The 14,847-nt window shown below is 52.2% G+C and carries 14 protein-coding genes; 8 read left to right on the top strand and 6 right to left on the bottom strand.

Features of this window, described 5'->3' with window-relative positions:
* The first annotated feature begins 5 nt into the window (after positions 1 to 5).
* The 7 genes from hisD to hisIE are packed head-to-tail and all read left to right on the top strand — an operon-like array spanning position 6 to position 6,122.
* Positions 6 to 1,310: a histidinol dehydrogenase gene (hisD, locus tag AB8846_RS21175; RefSeq protein ID WP_370733619.1), complete on the top strand. Its 1,305-nt coding sequence runs from the start codon at positions 6 to 8 to the stop codon at positions 1,308 to 1,310.
* The gene (hisC, locus tag AB8846_RS21170; protein WP_063144498.1) at positions 1,307 to 2,368 is read left to right on the top strand and encodes a histidinol-phosphate transaminase; all 1,062 of its coding nucleotides are present in this window, start codon (positions 1,307 to 1,309) and stop codon (positions 2,366 to 2,368) included. The genes hisD and hisC overlap by 4 nt, the downstream gene beginning before the upstream one ends.
* On the top strand, positions 2,365 to 3,432 hold the full coding sequence (hisB, locus tag AB8846_RS21165; RefSeq protein WP_063144499.1) for a bifunctional histidinol-phosphatase/imidazoleglycerol-phosphate dehydratase HisB: 1,068 nt from the start codon (positions 2,365 to 2,367) through the stop codon (positions 3,430 to 3,432). Before hisC ends, hisB begins: the two co-directional genes overlap by 4 nt.
* Positions 3,432 to 4,022 carry an imidazole glycerol phosphate synthase subunit HisH gene (hisH, locus tag AB8846_RS21160; RefSeq protein WP_370733618.1) on the top strand — a complete coding sequence of 197 codons (591 nt, stop codon included), beginning with the start codon at positions 3,432 to 3,434 and terminating at the stop codon, positions 4,020 to 4,022. The genes hisB and hisH overlap by 1 nt, the downstream gene beginning before the upstream one ends.
* Entirely contained in the window at positions 4,022 to 4,759 is a 738-nt protein-coding gene (gene hisA, locus AB8846_RS21155) for a 1-(5-phosphoribosyl)-5-[(5-phosphoribosylamino)methylideneamino]imidazole-4-carboxamide isomerase (RefSeq protein WP_193939492.1), read from the top strand. The genes hisH and hisA overlap by 1 nt, the downstream gene beginning before the upstream one ends.
* Positions 4,741 to 5,517 carry an imidazole glycerol phosphate synthase subunit HisF gene (hisF, locus tag AB8846_RS21150; protein ID WP_370733617.1) on the top strand — a complete coding sequence of 259 codons (777 nt, stop codon included), beginning with the start codon at positions 4,741 to 4,743 and terminating at the stop codon, positions 5,515 to 5,517. The genes hisA and hisF overlap by 19 nt, the downstream gene beginning before the upstream one ends.
* Positions 5,511 to 6,122: a bifunctional phosphoribosyl-AMP cyclohydrolase/phosphoribosyl-ATP diphosphatase HisIE gene (hisIE, locus tag AB8846_RS21145; RefSeq protein ID WP_370733616.1), complete on the top strand. Its 612-nt coding sequence runs from the start codon at positions 5,511 to 5,513 to the stop codon at positions 6,120 to 6,122. Before hisF ends, hisIE begins: the two co-directional genes overlap by 7 nt.
* 40 nt (positions 6,123 to 6,162) lie before the next feature.
* On the opposite strand, the gene wzzB is transcribed toward hisIE, so the two are convergent.
* The gene (wzzB, locus tag AB8846_RS21140; protein WP_370733625.1) at positions 6,163 to 7,143 is read right to left on the bottom strand and encodes an LPS O-antigen chain length determinant protein WzzB; all 981 of its coding nucleotides are present in this window, start codon (positions 7,141 to 7,143) and stop codon (positions 6,163 to 6,165) included.
* A gap of 192 nt (positions 7,144 to 7,335) precedes the next feature.
* On the opposite strand from wzzB, the gene AB8846_RS21135 reads away from it, so the two are divergent.
* Positions 7,336 to 8,340, top strand: coding sequence for an NAD-dependent epimerase (locus AB8846_RS21135; RefSeq protein ID WP_331411955.1), 1,005 nt, complete (start codon positions 7,336 to 7,338; stop codon positions 8,338 to 8,340).
* 52 nt (positions 8,341 to 8,392) lie between these two features.
* Here AB8846_RS21135 and ugd read toward each other — a convergent pair whose 3' ends face one another.
* The 5 genes from ugd to wbaP form a co-directional block, all read right to left on the bottom strand.
* Positions 8,393 to 9,559: a UDP-glucose 6-dehydrogenase gene (gene ugd, locus AB8846_RS21130; RefSeq protein ID WP_023336248.1), complete on the bottom strand. Its 1,167-nt coding sequence runs from the start codon at positions 9,557 to 9,559 to the stop codon at positions 8,393 to 8,395.
* A 253-nt stretch (positions 9,560 to 9,812) separates the two neighbouring features.
* Positions 9,813 to 11,219: an NADP-dependent phosphogluconate dehydrogenase gene (gene gndA, locus AB8846_RS21125; protein ID WP_023336249.1), complete on the bottom strand. Its 1,407-nt coding sequence runs from the start codon at positions 11,217 to 11,219 to the stop codon at positions 9,813 to 9,815.
* A 150-nt stretch (positions 11,220 to 11,369) separates the two neighbouring features.
* Entirely contained in the window at positions 11,370 to 12,236 is an 867-nt protein-coding gene (gene rfbA, locus AB8846_RS21120) for a glucose-1-phosphate thymidylyltransferase RfbA (RefSeq protein ID WP_370733615.1), read from the bottom strand.
* A 14-nt stretch (positions 12,237 to 12,250) separates the two neighbouring features.
* Positions 12,251 to 13,315, bottom strand: a complete 1,065-nt coding sequence (rfbB, locus tag AB8846_RS21115) for a dTDP-glucose 4,6-dehydratase (protein WP_370733614.1) — start codon at positions 13,313 to 13,315, stop codon at positions 12,251 to 12,253.
* A gap of 65 nt (positions 13,316 to 13,380) precedes the next feature.
* The gene (wbaP, locus tag AB8846_RS21110) at positions 13,381 to 14,817 is read right to left on the bottom strand and encodes an undecaprenyl-phosphate galactose phosphotransferase WbaP (protein ID WP_370733613.1); all 1,437 of its coding nucleotides are present in this window, start codon (positions 14,815 to 14,817) and stop codon (positions 13,381 to 13,383) included.
* Positions 14,818 to 14,847: the final 30 nt, after the last annotated feature.

The raw sequence follows: 14,847 nt of genomic DNA, 5'->3' as shown, positions 1-14,847 counted from the left end.
TGGCCATGAGCTTTAACACAATCATCGACTGGAATAACTGTAGCGACGCACAGCAGCGCGAGCTGCTGATGCGCCCGGCGATTTCCGCCTCCGAAAGCATCTCACGCATCGTGGCGGAGATCCTGGACAACGTCAAAGCCCGCGGCGATGACGCGCTGCGTGAATACAGCGCAAAATTTGATAAGACGGAAGTCGGCGCATTGCAGGTTACCGAGCAGGAAATCATTGACGCCAGTAATCGCCTGGGTGACGACATCAAGCAGGCGATGGCCGTCGCGATGAAAAACATTGATACCTTCCACACCGCGCAAAAGCTGCAGACCGTGGATGTCGAAACCGTGCCCGGCGTGCGTTGCCAGCAGGTCACCCGCCCGGTTGCCTCCGTCGGCCTCTATATTCCAGGCGGCTCTGCCCCGCTTTTCTCCACCGTACTGATGCTGGCGACTCCCGCACGCATTGCCGGGTGTCAAAAAGTGGTGCTTTGCTCTCCGCCACCGATTGCCGACGAGATCCTTTATGCGGCGAAGCTGTGCGGCGTGCAGGCGGTATATAAAGTGGGCGGCGCGCAGGCGATTTCAGCCCTGGCGTTCGGTACGAAATCCATTCCAAAGGTCGACAAAATTTTTGGCCCGGGTAATGCATACGTGACCGAAGCCAAGCGCCAGGTCAGCCAGCGTCTGGACGGCGCGGCAATTGACATGCCTGCCGGACCGTCTGAAGTGCTGGTGATTGCCGACAGCGGCGCAACGCCGGACTTCGTCGCCTCCGACCTGCTTTCTCAGGCGGAACACGGCCCGGACTCGCAGGTCATCCTGCTGACGCCGGATGCCGATATGGCAAAACGCGTGGGCGAAGCCGTGGAGCGTCAGCTTGCCGACCTGCCCCGCGCCGACACGGCACGCCAGGCGTTAGCGGCCAGCCGCCTGATTGTGGCGCGCGACCTGGGCCAGTGCATTGCCATCTCCAACCAGTACGGCCCCGAGCACCTGATTATTCAGACCCGCAGCGCGCGCGATCTGGTCGACAGCATTACCAGCGCGGGCTCGGTGTTCCTCGGCGACTGGTCACCGGAATCGGCAGGGGATTATGCCTCCGGCACCAACCACGTTCTGCCGACGTATGGCTATACCTCTACCTGTTCCAGCCTGGGCCTGGCGGATTTCCAGAAACGCATGACCGTGCAGGAACTCTCCCGCGAAGGGTTTGCGTCACTGGCTTCGACTATTGAAACCCTGGCTGCCGCCGAGCGACTGACCGCCCACAAAAATGCCGTTACGCTGCGCGTTGCAGCCCTGAAGGAGCAAGCATGAACATTGAAGAGTTAGCCCGCGAAAATGTCCGTCGCCTGACGCCTTACCAGTCTGCTCGTCGTCTCGGCGGCAAAGGGGATGTCTGGCTGAATGCCAACGAATTCCCGACGGCGGTGCAGTTTGAGCTGTCTCAGCAAACCCTGAACCGCTATCCGGAGTGTCAGCCGAAAGCGGTGATTGAAAATTACGCGCAGTACGCGGGCGTGAAGCCGGAGCAGGTGCTGGTCAGCCGCGGCGCGGATGAGGGTATTGAACTGCTGATCCGCGCCTTCTGCGAGCCGGGCAAAGATGCGGTGATGTACTGCCAGCCGACCTACGGCATGTACAGCGTCAGCGCGGAAACCTTCGGCGTGGCGTGCCGCAACGTGCAGGCGCTGGAGAACTGGCAGCTCGATTTGCAGGGCATTGCCGACAATCTCGAAGGCGTAAAAGTCGTCTTTGTCTGTAGCCCGAACAACCCGACCGGACAGATTATCAACCCGCAGGATATCCGCACCCTGCTGGAGATGACGCGCGGTAAAGCCCTGGTGGTGGCCGACGAAGCCTATATCGAGTTCTGCCCGCAGGCGACGCTGGCAGGCTGGCTGGAAGAGTACCCGCACCTGGTGGTACTGCGTACGCTGTCTAAAGCCTTTGCCCTCGCGGGTCTACGCTGCGGATTCACCCTGGCGAATAAAGAGGTCATCGACCTGCTGCTGAAAGTGATCGCCCCGTACCCGCTCTCGACGCCGGTTGCCGATATTGCGGCACAGGCGCTGACGCCTCAGGGAATCAACGCCATGCGCGAGCGCGTGGCGCAAATCCTGGAGGAACGTCAGTATCTGGTGACCGCCCTGAAGGATATTCCCTGCGTAGAGCAGGTGTTCGACTCGGAAACTAACTACATCCTGGTGCGCTTCACCGCCTCAAGCGCCGTATTTAAATCTTTGTGGGATCAGGGCATTATCTTACGAGACCAGAATAAACAACCTTCTCTGAGCGGATGCCTGCGCATTACCGTAGGCACCCGTGCAGAGAGCCAGCGCGTGATTGACGCCCTGAAAGCGGAGAAAGTATGACCCAGAAGATCCTTTTCATCGATCGTGACGGCACCCTTATTTCGGAGCCACCAGCCGATTTTCAGGTCGATCGATTCGACAAGCTGGCTTTTGAACCGGACGTGATCCCGGTGCTGCTTAATCTGCAAAAAGCAGGCTTTAAGCTGGTGATGATCACCAACCAGGACGGTCTGGGTACCGACAGCTTCCCACAGGCAGACTTTGACGGCCCGCATAATCTGATGATGCAGGTGCTGACCTCTCAGGGCGTGGTATTTGATGAAGTGCTGATTTGCCCGCACATGCCAGCCGACGAGTGTGACTGCCGTAAGCCAAAGGTGAAGCTGGTAGAGCGTTACCTGGCTGAAGATGCGCTGGATAAAACCAACAGCTATGTCATCGGCGATCGCATCACCGATATTACGCTGGCGGAAAACATGGGCATCGCGGGGCTGCGCTACGACCGCAACAACCTTAACTGGGCGAAGATTGGCGAGCAGCTGACAAAACGCGACCGCTATTCCCACGTTGAGCGCAACACCAAAGAGACGCAGATTGATGTGAAGGTCTGGCTGGACCGTGAAGGCGGCAGCAAGATCCACACCGGCGTCGGCTTCTTCGACCACATGCTGGACCAGATTGCCACCCACGGCGGCTTCCGCATGGAGATCGCGGTAAAAGGCGATCTTTATATTGACGATCACCACACCGTGGAAGATACCGGCCTGGCGCTGGGTGAAGCCCTGAAGCTGGCGCTCGGCGATAAGCGCGGCATTAACCGTTTCGGCTTTGTCCTGCCGATGGACGAGTGTCTGGCGCGCTGCGCAATGGACATCTCCGGTCGTCCGCACCTGGAATATAAAGCCGATTTCACCTATCAGCGCGTGGGCGATCTGAGCACCGAAATGGTGGAGCACTTCTTCCGCTCATTGTCCTACACCATGGGCCTGACGCTGCACCTGAAGACCAAGGGCAAGAACGACCACCACCGCGTGGAGAGTCTCTTCAAAGCCTTTGGCCGTACCCTTCGCCAGGCGATTCGCGTGGAAGGCGACGCCCTGCCCTCGTCGAAAGGAGTGCTCTAATGAACGTGGTGATTCTGGATACCGGATGCGCCAACCTGAACTCCGTGAAATCGGCCATTGCGCGCCACGGCTATGAGCCAGCGGTGAGCCGTGATCCGGACGTGGTGCTGCGCGCCGACAAACTCTTTTTACCGGGCGTGGGAACCGCGCAGGCCGCGATGGATCAGATTCGCGAACGCGAGCTGGTCGATCTGATCAAAGCCTGTACCCAACCGGTGCTGGGCATTTGCCTGGGCATGCAGATCCTGGGCCGCCGTAGCGAAGAGAGCAACGGCGTTGACTTGCTGGGCATTATTGACGAAGACGTGCCGAAAATGACCGACCACGGCCTGCCTCTGCCGCATATGGGCTGGAACCGCGTTAATGCCAAAGCGGGCGACCGGCTGTTTCGCGGCATCGAAGACGGCGCGTATTTCTACTTCGTGCACAGCTACGCCATGCCGGTGAACGTGAATACGATCGCCCAGTGCACCTACGGCGAGGCGTTTACGGCAGCCGTACAGAAAGACAATTTCTTCGGCGTGCAGTTTCACCCGGAGCGCTCTGGCGCCGCAGGCGCGCAGCTGTTGAAAAACTTCCTGGAGATGTGATGATTATTCCCGCTTTAGATTTAATTGACGGCACGGTTGTCCGTCTCCACCAGGGCGATTATGGCCAGCAGCGCGACTACGGTAACGACCCGCTGCCGCGTCTGCAGGATTATGCCGCCCAGGGTGCTCAGGTGCTGCATCTGGTGGATTTGACGGGCGCGAAAGACCCGGCAAAGCGCCAGATCCCACTGCTCAAAAATCTGGTCGCCGGTGTTGATGTGCCCGTGCAGGTCGGCGGCGGCGTGCGTACGGAAGATGACGTTGCGGCGCTGCTGGACGCTGGCGTGGCTCGCGTGGTGGTGGGTTCAACCGCCGTGAAAGATCCTGAGACGGTGAAAGGCTGGTTTCGCCGCTTTGGCGCCGATGCGCTGGTGCTGGCGCTGGACGTGCGTATTGACGAACAGGGTAACAAGCAGGTTGCCGTGAGCGGCTGGCAGGAAAACTCCGGCGTGACGCTGGAAGAGCTGGTTGATATCTATCTTCCCGTTGGCCTGAAGCACGTGCTGTGCACTGACATCTCCCGGGATGGAACGCTGGCGGGCTCCAACGTTTCTCTGTATGAAGAGGTCTGTGCCCGTTATCCACAGGTAGCGTTCCAGTCTTCTGGCGGTATCGGTGATATTGCCGACGTGGCCGCACTACGCGGTACCGGTGTACAGGGTGTGATTGTGGGCCGGGCCCTGCTGGAAGGTAAATTTACTGTGACGGAGGCGATTCAATGCTGGCAAAACGGATAATTCCTTGCCTGGACGTACGCGATGGTCAGGTCGTGAAAGGCGTGCAGTTCCGCAACCACGAGATCATTGGCGACATCGTCCCGCTGGCAAAACGCTATGCCGATGAAGGCGCAGACGAGCTGGTCTTTTATGATATCACCGCTTCCAGCGATGGCCGCGTGGTCGACAAAAGCTGGGTAGCGCGCGTGGCGGAAGTGATCGACATTCCATTCTGCGTAGCGGGCGGGATTAAGTCCGCTGACGACGCCGCCAAAATTCTCTCTTTTGGTGCCGACAAGATTTCTATCAACTCCCCTGCCCTGGCCGACCCGGAGCTGATCACCCGCCTGGCCGATCGTTTTGGCGTACAGTGTATTGTGGTTGGGATCGACACCTGGCATGACGCCGCAACGGGCAAGTACCACGTCAACCAGTACACCGGAAATGAAAGCCGCACGCGCGTGACGCAGTGGGAAACGCTCGACTGGGTGCAGGAAGTGCAGAAGCGTGGCGCGGGCGAGATTGTCCTCAACATGATGAACCAGGACGGCGTGCGTAACGGGTATGACCTCGAGCAGCTGAAAAAAGTCCGTGCGGTCTGCCACGTTCCGCTGATTGCCTCCGGCGGCGCGGGCACCATGGAACACTTCCTCGAAGCCTTCCGCGATGCGAACGTGGACGGTGCGCTGGCCGCTTCCGTGTTCCACAAACAGATTATTAATATTGGTGAGTTAAAAACGTACCTGGCCGACCAGGGCGTGGAGATCAGGGTATGTTAACAGAGCAACAACAGGCGCAGCTGGACTGGAAAAAAACGGACGGATTACTGCCGGTGGTGGTCCAGCATGCCGTCTCAGGCGAAGTGCTGATGCTGGGGTATATGAACCAGGACGCGCTGGCGCAAACGATCGACAGCGGCAAAGTCACGTTTTTCTCCCGCACGAAACAGCGCCTGTGGACCAAAGGAGAAACCTCAGGGCATTTCCTCAATGTGGTCAGCATAGCGCCCGACTGCGATAACGACACCCTGCTGGTGCTGGCAAACCCAATCGGCCCAACCTGCCATAAAGGGACCAGCAGCTGCTTCGGCGAGACGAATCATCAGTGGTTATTCCTGTATCAACTGGAACAGCTGCTGGCAGAGCGTAAAACGGCGGATCCTGAGAGTTCCTATACCGCGAAGCTGTACGCCAGCGGAACCAAGCGTATCGCGCAGAAGGTAGGAGAAGAAGGCGTTGAGACAGCGCTTGCCGCAACCGTGCATGACCGCGAGGAGCTGACGAATGAAGCGTCTGATTTAATGTATCACCTGCTGGTGCTGCTGCAGGATCAGGAGCTGGATTTGACGGCCGTGATTGAAAATCTTCGCAAACGTCACAAATAAAAAAACCGGGGATAATCCCCGGTTTTTTTTAATCTACAAATCAGGCTTTTGGTTTGTAGCTACGCAATGCGTTGCGGCCCAGTACGAAACCTGAACCGATAATGCCACCCAGCAGCACGGCAAGAATCAGTACAATCGCTTTTTTCGGGCTGTCACGACGAACAGGGAGATCCGGTTTCATAACGTAGCGATAAACATGGATTGTTTCCGGATTTACGTTGAGATTCTCAATATCCAGCAAGTTCTGCTTGGTCTGGTAGTACGCAACTGAGAAGACCAGCGGACGAGACGCTTCGTTATCGATCATCGACTTAAGCGCCTCACTTCCCAGAAGGAACATGGTTTCCTGCGTTACGTCCTGGGTTTGCTGAATCTGCGGCGTGCTGATTTTCGCTGCCTCAGCGTTTTTCAGCGCCTCAGTGATTTGCTTGATACGCAAATCCTTCTGCTCCTGAGCCACTTTTTCCTGGTTTTCCAGTGAGTCATTAAGCGTGGTGATCTGCTGTTTAATGTTGTCGTTAAGGTCGAGAGCGAGCTCTTTCGCCGTTTGCTTGTCAATCTGCTGGATGTACTGTGCCAGCTGTTTTTGCGCAGCTTCCGCAGACTCAGCGGTATAGGAGACGCTTAACGGCAGCGTCTGGCCCTTAACGGTAGCGTCGATGGTCAGCTTTTCTGGTATTTCCTGGTTTTCGAGCGCTTGCGCTAAAGCAGAAAATGAGGAATTGAAACGGCTAATAGCACGGTTTTGGATGTCCGGCAGTGAAGGTGCTGCGCTACCGTACAGGATATTCAGTGCATTGGCGTAAGTGGCAATCTGAGCCGCATCTGGCTGAGAAATGATCGCGGAAGAGGTCCATTTCTCTTTTGCGACAGTAATATAAATACCCGCCAGGACGATAAAAACAGCAACAAAAGCGCCAACTACCCACTTTCCACGCCACAGCTGTAGCACTAAATCAAGTAAATCAATTTGCTCCGGAACAGTACTGCTATTAACCGGAGTATTGTTGTTCTGCGTCATACAATCCCTAACAGATGAAAAAGGGCAAAAATAGTCATGTTTACATAGTGTATCTGTTGCCAGCGATTTTTCTATCAGAATCCGATGAGTTATATCGGAAAGATGGGTTATATAACTCGCGGTCAACGCGCTATCATATAGCAATTCTGATGCCTCAGGCATCGACAAGATAGAAAAGTAATGAGGGAAGATATGAAATTTTTGGTTACGGGCGCGGCAGGGTTTATCGGTTCTCATGTCAGTAAACGCTTGCTGGATGCCGGACACCAGGTCGTCGGGATTGATAATCTCAATGACTACTATGATGTGAACCTTAAGCTGGCGCGTCTGGATCTGCTCAAATCCGATAATTTCACCTTCCAAAAGCTGGACTTGGCCGACCGTGAAGGCATGGCCGCGCTCTTCGCCAACGAAAAATTTGACCGTGTGATCCATCTGGCCGCACAAGCGGGGGTACGCTACTCGCTGGAAAATCCGCACGCTTATGCAGATGCTAACCTGGTGGGTCATCTCAACGTACTGGAAGGCTGTCGTCATAACAAGGTTCAACACCTCTTGTATGCTTCTTCCAGCTCCGTTTATGGTCTGAACCGTAAGATGCCGTTCTCTACTGATGACTCAGTGGATCATCCGGTTTCACTCTATGCGGCGACCAAAAAAGCCAATGAGCTGATGTCGCACACTTACTCGCATCTCTACAACCTGCCGACAACCGGTCTGCGCTTCTTTACGGTGTACGGTCCCTGGGGACGCCCGGATATGGCCCTGTTTAAGTTCACCAAAGCGATGATTGAAGGGAACAGCATCGATGTCTATAACTACGGTAAGATGAAACGTGACTTCACCTATATCGACGACATTGCTGAAGCGATCATCCGTCTTCAGGATGTGATTCCTCAGGCCGATGCGAATTGGACCGTCGAGACCGGTTCCCCGGCGACCAGCTCAGCACCTTATCGCGTTTACAATATTGGTAACAGCTCCCCAGTTGAGCTGATGGATTACATTACGGCACTGGAAGAGGCACTCGGCAAAGAAGCGGAGAAAAACATGATGCCGATTCAACCGGGTGACGTGCTGGAGACCAGCGCGGATACGAAAGCCTTGTATGACGTTATAGGCTTTAAACCGCAGACCTCGGTCAAAGACGGGGTAAAAAACTTTGTCGACTGGTATCGCGCTTTCTACAAGGTCTGAAAATAAAAAAACCCGGCAACCAGGCCGGGTTTTTTACGTGCGTTAAGAGTAATCAATCACTTCCGAACAGATCGCGGGTATAGACTTTATCCGCCACGTCCGCCAGTTCTTCCGCCATGCGGTTAGAGATTATCACGTCCGCTTCCTGCTTGAACGCATCCAGATCTCGAACCACACGGGAGTGGAAGAACTCGTCTTCCTGCATCGCAGGTTCGTAAATAATAACCTGAACGCCTTTCGCCTTAATACGCTTCATGATCCCCTGAATGGAAGACGCGCGGAAGTTATCAGAGCCGCTCTTCATGATCAGACGATAGACACCCACCACTTTCGGCTGACGCGCAAGGATAGAATCAGAGATGAAGTCTTTACGCGTGCGGTTGGCATCCACAATCGCGGAAATCAGGTTGTTTGGCACCGCCTGATAGTTTGCCAGCAGCTGCTTAGTATCTTTTGGCAGGCAGTAACCGCCGTAGCCAAACGACGGGTTGTTGTAATGGTTGCCAATACGCGGGTCAAGGCACACGCCTTCGATGATCTGGCGGGTGTTCAGACCCAGACTCTCTGCATAGCTGTCCAGCTCATTGAAGTAAGCCACACGCATTGCCAGATAGGTGTTGGCGAACAGCTTGATCGCTTCCGCTTCGGTGGAATCCGTGAACAGTACCGGAATATCTTTCTTGATTGCGCCTTCCTGCAGCAGTGCGGCAAACCGCTCCGCTCGCTCAGAGCGCTCGCCGATCACAATACGGGAGGGGTGCAGGTTATCGTATAACGCCCTGCCCTCGCGCAGAAACTCTGGCGAAAAGAAGACATTATCAATACCCAACTCTTCTTTAATAGATTTAGTGAAGCCTACTGGGATGGTCGACTTAATGATCATCACCGCTTTTGGGTTGATTGCGACAACGTCTTTGATCACCGCTTCTACGGTTGAGGTATTAAAGTAGTTGGTTTTAGGATCGTAATCAGTTGGAGTGGCGATGATGACGAAATCTGCGTCGCGATAGGCATCTTCTTTGTCAGTCGTTGCACGGAAGTTCAGTGGTTTATTAGCAAGATATTCCTGGATCTCTTTATCGACAATCGGGGATTTCTTTTGATTAAGCATATCCACTTTGGACTGAACGATATCCAACGCCACCACTTCGTGGTTTTGTGCGATCAGAATGCCGTTTGATAGGCCTACATAGCCTGTTCCGGAGATAGTTATTTTCATTCGTTTAACTTCTTCAAGTTTAAGTTTCAGGAGGCGTAAGCACGCCACCGCAATAAACAACTGTTGAGGTTTTTACCTCTTATGTTGAGTAGCTGTCAAGGCGAATGCCTGGCTGCAGAAATGAGAAAATGCAGTGGTTTATACGGGGTTGAAAGACATTCACTGCACAAAGCAAGTCCAGATGGGCTTATACGTGATAAAAAAAGCCCGGTGATCATCACCGGGCTTTTTTAACAGGCTGCTTTAAATCAGATTAATCCAGCCATTCGGTATGGAATACACCTTCTTTATCGGTGCGTTTATAAGTATGCGCACCGAAGTAATCACGCTGTGCCTGAATCAGGTTCGCTGGCAATACTGCAGCACGGTAGCTGTCATAGTACGCCACCGCAGCAGAGAAGGTCGGAACCGGAATACCGTTCTGGACAGCGTAGGCAACCACGTCACGCAGCGCCTGCTGATATTCGTCCGCAATTTTCTTGAAGTACGGCGCCAGCAGCAGGTTAGCGATACCCGCATTTTCAGCATAGGCATCGGTGATTTTCTGCAGGAACTGCGCACGAATGATGCAACCCGCGCGGAAGATCTTCGCGATTTCACCGTAGTTCAGATCCCAGTTGTTCTCGTCTGACGCCGCGCGCAGCTGAGAGAAGCCCTGCGCGTAAGAAACGATTTTACCCAGGTACAGTGCACGACGAACTTTTTCAACGAATTCGGCTTTGTCACCTGCTGGTTTAGCCTGTGGGCCAGACAGCACTTTAGATGCCGCGACGCGCTGCTCTTTCAGGGAAGAGATGTAACGCGCGAAGACGGATTCGGTGATCAGAGACAGCGGTTCGCCCAGATCCAGAGAACTCTGGCTGGTCCATTTACCGGTACCTTTGTTTGCTGCTTCATCCAGAATCACATCAACCAGGTATTTACCCTCTTCATCTTTTTTCGTGAAGATATCTTTGGTGATGTCGATCAGATAGCTGTTCAGCTCGCCTTTGTTCCACTCGGTGAAAGTCTCAGCGAGTTCTTCATTGGAAAGGTTCAGGCCGCCTTTCAGCAGGGAGTAAGCTTCAGCGATGAGCTGCATGTCGCCGTATTCGATGCCGTTGTGCACCATTTTCACATAGTGACCCGCACCATCTGCACCGATGTAGGTTACACAAGGCTCACCATCTTCAGCGACGGCTGCGATTTTGGTCAGGATAGGCGCGACCAGTTCGTACGCATCTTTCTGGCCGCCAGGCATGATTGATGGGCCTTTCAGAGCCCCCTCTTCACCACCGGAAACACCGGTGCCGATAAAGTTGAAGCCTTCAGCAGACAGCTCACGGTTACGACGAATGGTGTCCTGGAAGAAGGTGTTACCGCCATCAATAATGATGTCGCCTTTATCCAGATAAGGTTTCAGGGAGTCGATAGCTGCATCGGTACCTGCGCCCGCTTTCACCATTAACAGGATACGACGAGGTGTTTCCAGAGACTCAACGAACTCTTTAACCGTATAGAAGGGAACCAGTTTCTTACCTGGATTCTCAGCGATGACTTCTTCGGTCTTATCACGGGAGCGGTTGAATACGGAGACGGTATAACCGCGGCTTTCGATGTTGAGCGCCAGGTTGCGCCCCATCACTGCCATACCGACAACGCCGATCTGTTGCTTGGACATTACATACTCCTGTCTTGGGGATAATCACTGCGATGCAATGCAGTTTGAATGTATCTATGATGTTAACTCAAGCCAGCTACTTGTGGATAGCCTTTGGTGCGCTTACGTTTGCAACGAAACGCAATGGGTAAATAAGTAAGCAATTACCCTTTATTCTTTAATCAACATCGCCAGATATTGACCATAAGCCGTTTTCTTGAGTTTCTCTGCCTGAGCGGAGATCTCTTCTGCAGTTAACCATTTCTTACGGAACGCAATCTCTTCCAGGCAAGCCACCTTCATTCCCTGCCGCTTTTCAATCGTGTGGATGTATTGAGAAGCCTCTATCAGGCTGTCGTGGTTCCCGGTATCAAGCCAGGCAAACCCACGTCCCAAAAGCTGTACGTCCAGCTCTCCACGCTGCAGATACATTTGATTCAGGGTCGTAATTTCCAGTTCACCCCGCGCTGAAGGCTTCACCTCTTTCGCCATCTCCAGTACGTTGTTATCGTAAAAGTAGAGCCCTGTAACCGCCCAGTTAGACTTTGGCTTCAGCGGTTTTTCTTCTATAGACAAGGCCTTGTAATGCTCATCAAACTCAACGACACCGAATCGCTCAGGATCCTGGACCTGATAACCGAACACCGTTGCCCCGGTCGTTTTACTGGCCGCATCTTCCAGTTTCTTACTGAAACCGTGACCAAAGAAGATATTGTCGCCAAGAACTAAAGCACAGGGGTCATTCCCCACAAACTTCTCACCGATGATAAATGCCTGAGCCAGGCCATCGGGCGAGGGTTGCACTGCATAGGTGAAATTCACGCCGAACTGGGAGCCGTCTTTCATCAAACGCTGAAAGGCGGGCATATCCTCCGGGGTGGTAATGATTAAAATATCGCGAATTCCGGCCAGCATAAGGACAGAAATGGGATAGAAAATCATCGGTTTGTCGTAAATTGGGAGCAATTGTTTCGATACACCTTGCGTAATGGGATAAAGACGCGTGCCTGACCCACCTGCTAAAACAATTCCTTTCATTACTTATACCTCGATTATTTATTCAGCCCGAGTCGTTCACCGGCATAAGAGCCATCAAGCACACGTTGCCACCATCTTTCATTGGCGAGATACCATTTGATAGTCTTCTCAATACCACTTTCGAACGTTTCCTGAGGCACCCATCCGAGTTCGCGTTCAATCTTACTGGCATCAATCGCATAGCGAAGATCGTGCCCTGGTCGGTCTTCCACAAAGGTAATCAGGTCGGCAAAACTTTTTATATTGGCCGGTTTGTTCACTATGATGCTATCGAGAATTGAACACACTGTTTTGACAACATCAATGTTTCTACGCTCATTGTGGCCGCCTATACAGTACGTTTCGCCGGCTTTTCCTTCCGTCGCCACTTTGTACAAAGCTCGGGCATGATCCTCTACGTACAACCAGTCGCGCACCTGTTCTCCGTTACCGTACACCGGCAGCGGCTTTCCCGCTAAGGCGTTTAGAATGACCAGCGGGATCAGCTTTTCCGGGAAATGATATGGCCCATAATTATTGGAACAGTTTGTGATGATAACGGGCAGACCATAAGTCCGGTTCCACGCTCGCGCTAAATGGTCGCTTCCCGCTTTAGAGGCGGAGTACGGGCTGCTCGGCGCATAAGCGCTCTCTTCATTGAACAAGCCCTCATTGTCGTGAAGGTCGCCAAAGACTTCGTCGGTAGAAATATGATGGAACCGGAATCCCGCTTTTTGCTTATCATCAAGAATTGAATAATGCTGGCGCGCGGCTTCAAGCAACGTGAACGTACCTATCACATTGGTCTGGATAAACGCAGCCGGACCATCGATAGAACGATCAACATGGCTTTCTGCCGCCAGATGCATGACAACATCCGGCTTGAACTCGCGGAACAGAGCGCTAATACCCACAGCATCCGTGATATCAGTACGCGAAAATGAATAGCGAGGACTCTTTTCAACGGATGCCAGGGACTCAAGGTTGCCCGCGTAGGTCAAACAATCAACAACACAGACCGTATCCTGCGTATGGTTAATAATATGACGGACGACGGCAGAACCGATAAAACCTGCTCCACCTGTTACGAGTATTTTCATATTCCCTTCACTATTTCTGGCTAAGACAGACAGCATTACGTTTATTAACTAAGATACTATTAAAATCAGTAAGCACCTTTTCTAAACAGGACAACATTCACTGTTTTGAACAAGATTACGATATCATTCCATAGTGACCAGTTTTTAACATACCACGAATCAAAATAAACACGGGTAGTATAATCGACATCATTACGACCACTCACCTGCCATAATCCCGTCATACCTGGCTTCACCATCAGGTAATAATCGACATCATCCGCATAGCGTTCTAACTCTTCCTGAATTACCGGGCGAGGACCAACAAGACTCATCTCACCTTTGAGCACATTAAATAACTGTGGAAGTTCATCAAGGCTTGTTTTACGAATAAACCTGCCGATAGGCGTAATACGTGGATCGTTCTTGAGTTTGAAGTCTTTCTCCCATTCGGCACGAGCTTCAGGATCATTCTCAAGTAATTCCGCCAGTATTTCTTTTGAGTTAATATCCATAGAGCGGAATTTGTAGCAATCAAATGACTCTCCACGTCGCCCTATTCTGCTATGAGCATAGATTGCCGGGCCACCATCGCGTGATACTTTGTACCAAAGATATACAAACAGCGGGGAGGAAAGCAAAAGAATAGCTGACGTACAAACAATATCGAAAGTACGTTTAATAAAACGTGATGTCAGTTTTGCGAGGTTATTGTGGACCTGCAGCAGCAAGACTTCATGGCTAAAAATGAAGGACATGCTTGTGCCGTAAAGCGGGAATCCTCGCAGAGAAGGAATAATAATGACATTGCGGCATTTATGTCTGGCAAGGAAACGTAGCCAGTTCTCAAATTTATCTTTTTCATCAAAATCACAGGCGACAACGAACTGTGTAGAAAAAGCATTGTAATGAGTTAAGAGGGTCTTCTCATCTTTAACAATAGGACACTCTTCCAGAGTTTCCGCTGTTGCATCAAAATCGCAGAAGGCATCAATTTTAAACCCGGATACCTCATGGCTCTGGAGTGCGAAATATGCCTCACGGGCATTGCGTCCAGAACCCAAGATGACAGTGCGCTTCTTCCAGTAGCCCAGTTTATTAAGCAAAACTTTTGTTAGTTCTCGCGAAACCGGAACCATAATGATGGCATATATCCAGCAATAGGCCCAAATATATCGAGAGAAGTGCCATTTTGAGAATGCAACCAAGGCGAGGTCAAAAATGGAAAAAATGACAATAGTTCGCAGTGTTTCTTTCAACTCAGACCAGAATGGTTTTTTCTGTGCATAGTGGCGTAAACGGACGCCAAACCAAAGTACACATAATGTTGTCAAAACAAGATGCGACAGAAGACGAACATCCATCTGAACCAGCGGCATGAAGGTATTCAAATCACCAATGAAGAACATGATGGTTAAAAATGAAAGCCCTAAAGAGATGTTTAACCAGAAAAAATCCGAAAGCATCAAAGAGATGCGACAAACAAACTCTTTCTTTTGATCTTGAAATACGCTACTTTTCATTATTTATTCCCTGGCATAAATCCCAAGATT

The sequence above is a fragment of the Enterobacter sp. KB-221C9 genome, from assembly GCF_041320715.1.
In the GTDB taxonomy this organism is placed as follows: Bacteria; Pseudomonadota; Gammaproteobacteria; order Enterobacterales; family Enterobacteriaceae; genus Enterobacter; species Enterobacter asburiae_D.
This window is presented reverse-complemented; position numbering and strand designations above follow the sequence as displayed.

Excerpts from the sequence above, each read along its gene's own strand:
- hisIE (WP_370733616.1), top strand. The coding sequence starts at position 5,511 with ATGTTAACAGAGCAACAACAGGCGCAGCTGGACTGGAAAAAAACGGAC.
- AB8846_RS21135 (WP_331411955.1), top strand. The coding sequence starts at position 7,336 with ATGAAATTTTTGGTTACGGGCGCGGCAGGGTTTATCGGTTCTCATGTC.
- hisF (WP_370733617.1), top strand. The coding sequence starts at position 4,741 with ATGCTGGCAAAACGGATAATTCCTTGCCTGGACGTACGCGATGGTCAG.
- hisD (WP_370733619.1), top strand. The coding sequence starts at position 6 with ATGAGCTTTAACACAATCATCGACTGGAATAACTGTAGCGACGCACAG.
- rfbA (WP_370733615.1), bottom strand. The coding sequence starts at position 12,236 with ATGAAAGGAATTGTTTTAGCAGGTGGGTCAGGCACGCGTCTTTATCCC.
- hisC (WP_063144498.1), top strand. The coding sequence starts at position 1,307 with ATGAACATTGAAGAGTTAGCCCGCGAAAATGTCCGTCGCCTGACGCCT.
- hisH (WP_370733618.1), top strand. The coding sequence starts at position 3,432 with ATGAACGTGGTGATTCTGGATACCGGATGCGCCAACCTGAACTCCGTG.
- wzzB (WP_370733625.1), bottom strand. The coding sequence starts at position 7,143 with ATGACGCAGAACAACAATACTCCGGTTAATAGCAGTACTGTTCCGGAG.
- gndA (WP_023336249.1), bottom strand. The coding sequence starts at position 11,219 with ATGTCCAAGCAACAGATCGGCGTTGTCGGTATGGCAGTGATGGGGCGC.
- ugd (WP_023336248.1), bottom strand. The coding sequence starts at position 9,559 with ATGAAAATAACTATCTCCGGAACAGGCTATGTAGGCCTATCAAACGGC.
- hisB (WP_063144499.1), top strand. The coding sequence starts at position 2,365 with ATGACCCAGAAGATCCTTTTCATCGATCGTGACGGCACCCTTATTTCG.
- wbaP (WP_370733613.1), bottom strand. The coding sequence starts at position 14,817 with ATGAAAAGTAGCGTATTTCAAGATCAAAAGAAAGAGTTTGTTTGTCGC.
- rfbB (WP_370733614.1), bottom strand. The coding sequence starts at position 13,315 with ATGAAAATACTCGTAACAGGTGGAGCAGGTTTTATCGGTTCTGCCGTC.
- hisA (WP_193939492.1), top strand. The coding sequence starts at position 4,022 with ATGATTATTCCCGCTTTAGATTTAATTGACGGCACGGTTGTCCGTCTC.